Source organism: Spiroplasma platyhelix PALS-1 (assembly GCF_021496725.1).
In the GTDB taxonomy this organism is placed as follows: Bacteria; Bacillota_I; Bacilli_A; order Mycoplasmatales; family VBWQ01; genus Spiroplasma_D; species Spiroplasma_D platyhelix.
The window spans coordinates 226573-237386 of sequence record NZ_CP051215.1; the positions used below are offsets into that span (position 1 = coordinate 226573).

The window sequence follows — 10814 nt, forward strand, 5'->3', positions numbered from 1 at the left end:
ATTAAAAATTAGGATTCAGAGATGGCCAAAAAGAAAAATAATTTCAAACAATTTTGAAAAAGACAATGAGCAAAAATTGTTGAGGATTTTCAACTATCAACTCATAAGATTGCTTTAATTGGGATTTTTCTTGCGTTGACAACTTTAATTAGTTTACTTGAGATTCCAACCTTTTTTAATAGTTTTCTATCGATTGATTTTGCGATCACAATTAATCTGCTAGCAGTTTTTATTGTGGGTCTACCTTATGGTTTGTTGATTGCGATAATTTTTCCTTGAATTAGGTTAGGGATTCCCCATACAATGCCACCAGATGTGGTTGGTGCACTTTCATCAATGTTGAGTGCGATCACTAGTTTGATAGTGTTTTTTGCAGTTCATGATTTGCTGTTGCTGTTAATTAAAGGTAACAGAGATAGTTGAAAACCACATTTAGTAGTGAACATCCTTAGTATTATTTTAGCTTGTGTGTTGATTTCTTTATTGAATACTTTTTATAATTGAGCATTTATTTTAGACTTGTATGGTGCTTCAGAACAAAAGCAAATTTTATGAGTTGTTTACTTGCCATATAATTTACTTAAGTTTAGTTTGGTGCTGATTTTATTCTTGCTACTAGAGAAGCCATTAGCAATTTTAAAGCGTCATTTTGACTTATAAGATTTGACTTGCTTTATTTCTTATTTTAATTTATAATTTATATAAATAATTAATTATTAAATGATAAATTTTCAGAGAGGTAAGTATATGGAAAATCAGGTACTTGAAGAAAAAAAATCAACTTCAAAGTTGAAAAATAAGTTCTTTAAGTTTAAGCGTAAAGAAAAAATTGAAACTAAAGATCAAATTTTTAAAATTGTTCTGACAGGACTTTTATTAGGTTTGTCAGTAGCATTTTCTTTAATTGAACTTAAAATTCCAATTATGGGAGCAAGTATCCCGTTAAGAATTTTTGATGCTTTGATCATGGCGATTGCGATTCCAATTATTGGACTTTGATACACGGTTTCAATTGCGATTATTGAACCTTGATTGCATTTTGCGATTGATAGCGATCATCCACCTATTCAAATGTTTTTTGATAACATCGCCAATGTTGTGTTTGTTATTTCATTTGTTTTAGTATTTTATAAATTATTTAAATTGAATCAAGTTGATACAACAAATAAGAAAACTTTTATTGCTAAGAATACTTTTGCTGGTCTAGTTTTAGTACCATTAAATGCAATTGTTTCATCATTGATGTTTGTCTTTACAATGTTAGTTTTATTGAACACAGGTTCAGCTGAACATGTTGATGTGTTTCATGGTGATCATGAAGGGATATTTGATGGCGTAACAGCATTTTTTGAAAATGCTTCAGCAATCTTCTTTATCTTACTAGCAATTGAAGTAGCTAGATTCTTATTGATTTATGTGTTGTTTGCTTTAGTACAAAAGCGATTGTCTCAATTAAATCGTTTTCAAAATAATAATTAATTTAAAAAAATCAGTTTAAAAAAACTGATTTTTTTATATAATTTATTATAATTATTTATATCTTGAATTAAAGCTATTAAGAGGGTCTTATGAGTAAATGAAAAGATAAATGATTTTATTATAAAGTTGGTTCAGCTTTTTTAATTTTGGGGGGTTTGTTTGCTCTTTATTTGTATCATATGATTGCACAAACATGAGTTAGAGAATTAGGTTATCCGTTTTCTTATTGAATGTTTCAAGGGCAATTTTTTAGTTTTTTTACTTTTCAAAGTAACTTTATTGTTGGTGTTTGGTTTTTAGTAGCAGCAATTTATCACAAGCAAAAAAATCATTTACTTGATAATCAAAAGCTTACTTTAGCAGTTACTTCTTATATTTCTGTTACTTGTTTTGTGTATGTGGTAATTTTATTTCCTGGGTTTTTTATCAGTCATCAAACGCTGACAACAGAAGAGTGGATTACTGGACCATACTTTCATTTATTAAATCCAGCTTTGATGATTGCTTATAGTTTGACTCATGTGCAAGCAATTAAACTTAGTGCTAAATCTTACTATTCTAAGTATTTCTTTTTTTATTTAATTTATCCATTGCTCTATATTTTATATCTAATATTTCGTATTGTTTTATATCGTAATGTTGCTATTTTAAAAGATGTACCATTTTATATTGTTTACCCTTATTTTGTTGTGTTGAATCCAGATCAAGATATTGCAAAAGTTACTGTTCCAGAAACAAATGACTTGATTTTTATTGGTGTTTTTTTATTAGTTGCGTTGATTTTATTTGCTGGGTTTAATTTGATTTATTTCTTTAGTTTCAAAAAAATGACACAAAGGAAATAATTAATACCATTTTACTTAACTATATTGCTTTTTTAAAACAAACAAGTTAATATTAGTGGTGTAAAAAAATGTCCGCGTAGCTCAGTGGATAGAGCACCGGCCTTCTAAGCCGGGGGTCACAAGTTCGAATCTTGTCGCGGACGCCATTTATTTTAATTAGCAAATTTAATCATGAGGTTTAATAATATGGATAATTATTATCATGAAATTATTGCTAAAATTAATCATCTCATTAGCAAAAGAGCTTGAGATCAAGCTTTAATTTTAGTTCAAGAAGAATTAGCAGTAACATATATTCCTAAGCAATATCAAGAACAGTTTGAAAAGCTATATTCTGATATTGTTTTTAATCTGAAAATGGTACAAGAGAATAAAGAAGCAGCAGATTCTATTTGACCTTTAGCAATGATTAGCAAAGTAATTAGCAATCCATTAGAAGAAGAGCAGCATCCAATTGCTTTCTATCATTTGCAAAATTATAATGTTAGATTAATTTTGCCAGTAATTATTGAATATTTATTAAATCCTAATATTAGCAACATCAATAAAACAAGATTGGTGATGTTGTTGAAAAATCAAGGAATTAAAGAAGAGTTTCAAGTTGTTAAGAGTCATGGTACTTTTAGCATCAACCCAATTAAATTTCCTTTATGATACGATTTAAAAATTTATCAAAATATTAGCAAATTGCTAGAACAAAAAGTGTATAGCGAGAATCCTAGTTTGTTTCAAATTTGTGGCTTTTTATTAAATAATTATTTTGAGAGTTTAATGCCAAAAGTTCCCAATTTAAAGCATACTAATGCCATAGCAGCAGCAATATATGTTCGTGCTTGCAGTTTGCAATTTATTAGAGTAACATTATTATCAAGTACCAAAATGTTTCATTCAACATCTGAACTAATTAAAAAATATTTGTTAGATTTGAATCAACATAAAATTACTTAGGAGTGAGTATAGTGAAAGAATACAAAAATATTGAATTAAAAACAAATAAAATCCCTTTAGAAGGTTTAGGGCAATGAATCATCACTATTAGTGGTGATGATTGAGCAAAGATTTTAGTTAGAGCTGAAAATAATTTAGTAGCAAACTTACAAGTTCCTGGCTTTCGAAAAGGAAAAGTTCCTGCTCATATAGCAAAAAAACATATCAAGGATGATGAAGTTTTAAGAAATGCTGGAAACAGTGCAATTAAAATTGCTTATCAATATGGTCTAGATCAAAAAGATTTAGATGTGAAGGTGACAAATAAACCTGGAGTTGAGATTACTGATTTATCAAAGTCTTTATGTAAGTTAATTTTTAATTTTGACTTACCTTTAGAAGTTGATTTAAAAGCTTACACTAATTTTGATATCAAGAAAACAGAAGTTGAAATAGAGCAAGCAGAAATTGATCAACAAGTTAAATTATTAAAAGATCGTTTTGCTGTTTACAGTCCAAAAGAAAAAGGTAATTTAGTTACTGGTGACATTGCAGTTTTTGATTTCACAGGGACAATTAAGGGTGAAGAATTCCCAGGTGGTAAAGCAGAAGATGCGCAATTAGAAATTGGTTCAAATCAATTTATTGCTGGTTTTGAAGAACAAATGATTGGTATGAAGCAAGGAGAAAGTAAAGTTATTAAAGTTACTTTCCCTCAAGAGTATCACATTGAAAATTTAGCTGGCCAAGAAGCAGAATTTGCAGTTACATTAAAAGAAATTAAAATTAAATTACTTACTGACAATAATGAAGAATTAGTACAAGATGTCAACATTCCTAATGTTAGCACTTATCAAGAGTTAGTAGAATATATCAGAGAGCAATTAAAAGAACAAAAGATGCGTTCAGTAAAAGACGAGTTTATAAATAATCTCTTTACAGAAATTTTAAAATCAGCAAATATCATTGTTCCTAATTCATTAATTGATAAAGAAACAGATCGTTTACTTAATGAGTTTAAAATGCAATTGAAACAACAAAATGTTACTTTTGAAGACTATCAAAAAATGACAAATCTAACAGAAGAAGAAGTTAGAAAAGAAGCCCAAAAAGATGCGCTTTGACAACTACAAACTTATATCCTAACAGAAGAAATTGCCAAAGCAGAAAACATCACAGCAACTGATGGAGAAATTGAAGATTACATCAATCAAATTAGTATGCAATTTAACATCCCGATTGAAGAAATTAAGAAAAACATGAAAGATTTAAATTTCATTGTTAGCAACATCAGACGTAATAAAACATTAGATTGATTGTGAGAAAACAATGGATCATCAACAAAAACAGTAGAAAAGAAAGCAGCAGCAACTGCACCAAAATCTAAAACAACAGCTGATGAAGTAAAACCAAAAGTTTCAAAAGCAAAAGCAGCACCTGCTAAGTCAAAGAAAAATTAGTAAATAAAATAAAAGCAGTTTTTAAAAACTGCTTTTTTATTTTTCAAAATTGTTAAGTTTTTCTTGTTTGATTTCGTTTGTTTCTATGATTTCTTTTTCTTGGGTTGCTAATTCTAATTTTATTTTTTTATTTGCTAATCGAAAATAATTGATTCCTGCACTTAAAAATTGAATTACTAAGACAATAATAGTAATTCCTATAATAAAACTAACTATTCCAATCATTGAATATAATACTAACATTATGTATCCCCTTTTTTCTTAAATATAACATATAAAAAGGGTTAAACATTTTTTTTATTTAAAATATTATAAAATTATAATGTTGAAAAATATTTCTTGAGCGGGGGATATTTTAGCAGTTATTATTTGTAAGTGCTAACAATTTATATTATAATAATTTATATCAATAAATTATGATGATTAAATTAAAACAATAATCTTGAGGTGAAAGTATGAAAGAAAAAAAACTTACTGATATTCCAGTTCTTGTAACATTAGGAAATTTTGTTTTTCCAAATGTTGAAGTAGAACTAGAAGTTGGTAGAGCAAAGTCAATTGCTGCTATCAATGAAGCAAAGCAAAATGGAAATTCTCAAATGATCTTATTATCACAAAAAGATCCAAAAACTGAAAATCCAAAATCTAGTGATATTTATCATGTTGGAACTTTATGTGATGTTACAATTAAAAAAGTTTTTCCTGATGATACACTAACAGTAGTTTTTCAAGGTAAAGAAAGAGTAAAAGTTACTAACTTAAAAGAAAAGACTTTCTACTCTGGTGATGCAGAAATTATTGAAAAAGAAGCAATCAATAAAGAAGATGAAGAAGAATTAATTCAATCAATTGTGAACAATCTACAATACATTTTAGATGTTCATGGTTCAATTCCACAAGGAGTAATTAGTCAAATTACTGATGGGATGGAAGCAACTGAGATCATAGATAAGATGGCTCAATTCCTACCTTATCTAACAATTGAAAAGCGTCAAGCATTGTTATCTGAACCTAATGTTAAGAAGCGTTTAGATTTATTAGTTAAAGATATCAGTGGACAAAAACAAGCTGGTATTATTGAAAAAGAACTAACAAATAAAATCAAAGATCGTATTGATGAACAACAAAAAGAATACTATCTAAGAGAAAAACTAAGAGCAATTAAAGAAGAGTTAGGTGAGATTGATGGTAAGTCAAATGAACTTAATCGTTATCTAGAACGTCTTGAAACTGAACCGTTCCCAGAAAATATTAAAGAACGTATTAGAGAAGAGATTGCTCGTTGTGATGAAATGCCACAAGCTTCAAGTGAAGCTAACATTTTACGTACTTACATTGATTGAATGATGAATATTCCATGATATCAAAAAGATAGTGAAGAAAATTATGATTTAAAGCGTGTTCAAGCAATTCTTGATAAGTATCATTATGGATTAAATAAAGTTAAGGAAAGAATTGTTGAGTACTTAGCTGTCCAAAAAATGTCTAAAGCCCTACCAGGCCAAATTATTTGTTTAGTTGGGCCTCCAGGGGTTGGAAAGACTTCGTTAGCAAAATCAATTGCTGAAGCAATGGATCGTTCTTTTGTGAAGGTTTCACTTGGTGGAGTGAAAGATGAGTCAGAAATTCGTGGCCATAGAAAAACATATATTGGTGCGATGCCAGGAAGAATTATTCAAGGTATGAAGAAAGCTAAAGTTATCAATCCAGTCTTCTTATTAGATGAGATTGATAAGATGGCATCAGACTATCGTGGTGACCCTTCTAGTGCGATGTTAGAAGTGCTAGATCCTGAGCAAAATGCTAACTTCTCAGATCACTACATTGAAGAAAACTATGATCTATCAAAAGTAATGTTCATTGCGACTGCTAACTATATTGAAGGGATTCCTGAACCATTAAAAGATCGTATGGAAATCATTGAATTATCTTCTTACACAGAGTTAGAAAAAGTAGAAATTGCTAAGCAATATCTAATTCCAAGAGTGAACGAGATCACAGGATTAAATAATAAATTAATTAAATATAAAACTGATGCAATTGAAGAAATTATTAAATACTACACTCGTGAATCTGGTGTGCGTCAAGTAGAACGTTTACTAAATAAGATTTCTCGTAAATTCATTGTTCAGTATCTAAACAAACAAATTTCTAAGTTAGAACTAACAAGTGAAAATGTGAAGGACTATTTAGGAAAACAAATCTTTGACTACACTAAAAAAGAAGAAGCATCACAAGTTGGTGTTGTTACTGGGTTAGCTTACACTCAATTTGGTGGAGATATCCTACCGATTGAAGTTAACTTCTTTAAAGGAAAAGGTAACTTAGTGCTAACAGGTAAATTAGGAGATGTGATGAAAGAATCAGCAACTATTGCTCTAGATTACATCAAAGCAAATAGTGGTTTATTTGAGATTGATCCTTCTGTTTTCGCAACAAATGACATCCACATCCATGTTCCCGAAGGTGCAGTTCCAAAAGATGGACCAAGTGCAGGAATCACACTAACAACAGCAATCATCTCTGCTCTATCTCATAAGCCAGTATCAAAAGATATTGGGATGACAGGAGAAATTACGCTTCGTGGTCATGTGCTACCAATTGGTGGTCTAAGAGAAAAATCAATCTCTGCTAATCGAAGTGGTTTGAAAACAATCTTAATTCCTAAGCAAAACTTAAAGGATTTAGATGACATTCCTGAAGAAGTAAAGAAGAAATTAAAGATTCTTCCTGTTGAGTTCTATCGTGAAGTTTACGATATCATCTTCAAGCAAAACAAAGTAAGAGTTAAGCAAGATGAAGCTCAACCAGAAGCATTTTAGCAAGTGTAAAATTAGCATATAAAAATATGAAAAAAGACCTTATTTAAAGGTCTTTTTTTGTATGGTTTAATGTTAGAATTAGGTTAGAGATTTTAGTTTAATTAGGTTTTTAAGAGCAAATATCCAATTTGAAAAAAGGTAATAAAAAGCCCAACAGCCAGGGTTGGGAATGCGAAGGCTTACTCCTTCTTTACATTTATATTGTAACATTATTAATTAAAATTTTAAAGATTAAAAGTTGTAATATAATTAAATAAAGAAGAAGTAGTGAGGATAAAATGTTAGCAATCAAACAAGCACAATTTCTGACTAGTGCAGTAGAAGAAAGTCAGTGACCAAAAGATCAAATTATTGAGTTTTGTTTTGTTGGTCGTAGTAATGTTGGTAAGTCTAGCTTTATCAACACTTTAGTTAACCAAAAGAATTTAGCTAGAACTTCTCAAACACCAGGAAAGACACAAATTTTAAATTTCTTTAATATCAACAATAATCAGTTTCGTTTTGTTGACGTGCCAGGATATGGATTTGCTAAGGTGAATCGTAGTAAAAAAGAACAATTTGCTGACATGATGGAAGAATATCTAGCAACAAGAAAGAATTTAAAAGCAATCTTTTTACTATTAGATTTTCGTCACCAGCCAACAAAAGATGATGTTTTGATGTTGGAATATTTGCAATATATGAAACATAAGATTTACTTAGTAGCAACAAAGGTTGATAAGGTGAGCAAGAATCAATATATCAAACAAAAGAAGTTACTGCTAACAACTTTAAATCTACCAATTAGCACAGAAGTAATTTTATTTTCTAGTGTCAAGAAAATTGGTCTTGAAGAGGTGTTAGAAATTTTTGATAAGACGCTAACAAAAGAAGCTGAAATTTGAAAAGCACAACAATAAAAAAAGTACATCGTAAGATGTACTTTTTTGTTAGTTGTATTCTAAATGTTCAACTAGGGAAGAAATTTCATTCATTTGATTTTCAATATTTTTGATTTGTTCTTTTGCTCCTTGATAGGCTCATTTCCCAAAAAAGGCTTGATCAATATTGATGTTATTTTCATCAACTAATTTAATTAAGGCATCCATTGCTTTGTCTGGGTCACCTTCTTGCTTGTGGTTCATTTCATCTCAAGCAGAATGGACAGCATTAGTTTTATAGTCAGAAATTCTTTGATCAGAAACTTTTAGTGAATTGTTATTTAAAAAGTCAGTGTTGAATGGTCCAGGCATGACACATAGCACTCTAATATTTAATGGTTTTAATTCATGTTTTAGCGAATCGCTAAATCCAACAACAGCAAATTTACTTGCGTTGTATGCTGTTCAGTTTTCGTAACCAACAAACCCAGCAATTGAAGAAATATTAATTATCTGACCAGATTTTTGTTTTCTCATAAATGGTAGGATATTTCTGATTGTGTTGAATGTACCAAAGACATTAACATCAAATTCTGTTCGCATTTCAGCATCAGATATCTCTTCAAAAGCTCCTAATAAGCCATAGCCAGCATTATTTACTAAGATGTTGATTGCACCAAATGTTTCAATTGTTTTTTCAACTGCTTGCTTGACTGTTTGTTCGTCAGCTAAATTCTTAACTTCTAAGGCTAAAAAATTGCTATCTTTGATGTCAGCAAAACTTTCTATTGATCTGCTTGTTGCAGCAACTTTATCGCCACGTTTTAATAGTTTATTAACTAAAATTCTTCCGAAGCCTTTACTAGCTCCAGTGATGAATCATACTTTGTTTGTCATATCTTATCTCCTATTGTTTATTTATCAATTTGTTTTTCTGAAGCTTCGCTATATCGATGACCAACAATTTCAATGGCATCTAAATGTTTTTTGATTTCAGCAAGCTCTGCTTCACTAAATTTTATCTCAGCAGCTGATAGATTCTCTTCTAAACGACTTATCTTTTTAGTACCAGGAATTGGAACAAATCATGGCTTTTGGGCAAGAATTCAAGCAATTGCAATTGCAGCTGGGCTTGATTGTTTAGTTGCTGCAAGTTCTTTGACATACTCAACAAGTTTCATATTCTTTTCGACATATTCGGGAGTGTTGAATCTTGGGATTGTGTTTCTGAAGTCTCCTTCACCAAATATTTGACCTGGCTTGACAGTTCCTGTTAGGAATCCCTTACCTAAAGGACTAAAAGGAACAAAGCCAATACCTAATTCTTCAAGTGTAGGAATGATTTCTTTTTCAGGGTCTCTTCAAAACATTGAGTACTCACTTTGTAGTGCAGTTACTGGACAAACAGCATGAGCTTTACGAATTGTTTTTGGTGAAGCTTCACTTAGACCTCAGTAGCGTACTTTTCCTTCTGTCATTAATTGTTTGACTACTTTGGCAACTTCTTCAATTGGTGTATTTGGATCTACTCGATGTTGATAGTACAAATCAATATAATCAGTTTGCAGTCTTTTTAGTGATCCTTCAATGGCACGACGAATATTTGTTTCACTGCTATCTAAACCAACAACTTTGTTGCCATCATATTTGAAACCAAATTTTGTTGCAATGATAACTTTATCTCTAAATGATTTTAAAGCTTCACCAACAATTTCTTCATTATTAAATGGTCCATAAATTTCTGCTGTGTCAAAAAAAGTAACCCCTTTTTGATATGCTTCGCTTAAGAATGTTACTGCTTCTTCTTTTGAAGGAAATGGAGGAAAACTCATACTTAATCCCATACATCCTAACCCAATCTCTGAAACAATTAATTCTTTACCTAATGTTCTTGTTTTCATTTTTATCACCTCTGTTATAATTGTAAAAGATTAAAGTTACTTTAAGGCAAGGAGAATAGTTAAAAAAAATGAAAAAATTATATTTAAATGATCTTATAAAGAAGTTTGCCATTAGTGGTGCAACAATTAGATACTATCATGAGCAAGGTTTGATGCCATTCTTGAAAAGAGATAGCAATGGCTATCGTTATTTGAATGAAGTTGATTTATCATGAGTGGAAGTGATTGTTTGCTTAAAAAAGACAGGAATGTCACTAAAAGATATCAAAAAATATCTTGATTTATGTACTAAAGGTCAAAGTACGGTATCAGAACGACACTTAATGATTATCCAGCAACAAGAAATTGTTCAAGCAAAAATTGCTGAGTTACAAAATGAATTAGATTTTCTGAAATATAAAGAGGAATACTATCAAAAATTAGTTAATAAAGAAATAGGGATTAAAGATCATCCATATTCATATTCAAATTAAAAAGAATAGAAATCTCTTGATTAAGAGATTTTTTATTTTATACTTAT

General features: G+C 30.0%; 11 protein-coding genes and 1 tRNA gene. 9 read left to right on the forward strand and 3 right to left on the reverse strand.

Annotated elements, in window-relative coordinates:
- Positions 1-21: 21 nt before the first annotated feature.
- The 6 genes from SPLAT_RS01180 (at position 22) to tig (ending at position 4711) form a co-directional block, all read left to right on the forward strand.
- Complete coding sequence (locus tag SPLAT_RS01180; RefSeq protein ID WP_168105246.1) at positions 22-660, forward strand: ECF transporter S component; 639 nt, start codon at positions 22-24, stop codon at positions 658-660.
- An 87-nt stretch (positions 661-747) separates the two neighbouring features.
- Positions 748-1479, forward strand: a complete 732-nt coding sequence (locus SPLAT_RS01185) for a hypothetical protein (protein WP_168105247.1) — start codon at positions 748-750, stop codon at positions 1477-1479.
- 89 nt (positions 1480-1568) lie between these two features.
- A complete protein-coding gene (locus SPLAT_RS01190) occupies positions 1569-2324 on the forward strand; it encodes a hypothetical protein (protein ID WP_168105248.1) in 756 nt (251 codons plus the stop codon).
- Positions 2325-2394: 70 nt separating this feature from the next.
- Positions 2395-2470 (forward strand) — tRNA-Arg (locus tag SPLAT_RS01195).
- A gap of 40 nt (positions 2471-2510) precedes the next feature.
- Complete coding sequence (locus SPLAT_RS01200; RefSeq protein WP_168105249.1) at positions 2511-3272, forward strand: DUF3196 family protein; 762 nt, start codon at positions 2511-2513, stop codon at positions 3270-3272.
- Positions 3273-3283: 11 nt separating this feature from the next.
- Complete coding sequence (gene tig / locus SPLAT_RS01205) at positions 3284-4711, forward strand: trigger factor (RefSeq protein ID WP_168105250.1); 1428 nt, start codon at positions 3284-3286, stop codon at positions 4709-4711.
- A gap of 36 nt (positions 4712-4747) precedes the next feature.
- Here the strand turns inward: tig and SPLAT_RS01210 are convergent, their stop codons facing one another.
- Positions 4748-4954 (reverse strand): hypothetical protein, encoded by a 207-nt coding sequence (locus SPLAT_RS01210; protein WP_168105251.1) that lies wholly within the window; start codon positions 4952-4954, stop codon positions 4748-4750.
- 212 nt (positions 4955-5166) lie between these two features.
- Between SPLAT_RS01210 and lon the strand changes: the two genes are divergently transcribed.
- Both lon and yihA read left to right on the forward strand, forming a co-directional pair.
- Positions 5167-7533: an endopeptidase La gene (lon, locus tag SPLAT_RS01215; protein WP_168105252.1), complete on the forward strand. Its 2367-nt coding sequence runs from the start codon at positions 5167-5169 to the stop codon at positions 7531-7533.
- Positions 7534-7811: 278 nt separating this feature from the next.
- Complete coding sequence (gene yihA, locus SPLAT_RS01220) at positions 7812-8432, forward strand: ribosome biogenesis GTP-binding protein YihA/YsxC (protein WP_168105253.1); 621 nt, start codon at positions 7812-7814, stop codon at positions 8430-8432.
- Positions 8433-8462: 30 nt separating this feature from the next.
- On the opposite strand, the gene SPLAT_RS01225 is transcribed toward yihA, so the two are convergent.
- Both SPLAT_RS01225 and SPLAT_RS01230 read right to left on the reverse strand, forming a co-directional pair.
- Positions 8463-9290, reverse strand: coding sequence for an SDR family oxidoreductase (locus tag SPLAT_RS01225; RefSeq protein WP_168105254.1), 828 nt, complete (start codon positions 9288-9290; stop codon positions 8463-8465).
- A 17-nt stretch (positions 9291-9307) separates the two neighbouring features.
- Complete coding sequence (locus SPLAT_RS01230; protein ID WP_168105255.1) at positions 9308-10294, reverse strand: aldo/keto reductase; 987 nt, start codon at positions 10292-10294, stop codon at positions 9308-9310.
- 68 nt (positions 10295-10362) lie between these two features.
- Here SPLAT_RS01230 and SPLAT_RS01235 point away from each other — a divergent pair, with 68 nt between their 5' ends.
- The gene (locus SPLAT_RS01235) at positions 10363-10767 is read left to right on the forward strand and encodes a MerR family transcriptional regulator (RefSeq protein WP_168105256.1); all 405 of its coding nucleotides are present in this window, start codon (positions 10363-10365) and stop codon (positions 10765-10767) included.
- Positions 10768-10814 lie beyond the last annotated feature (47 nt).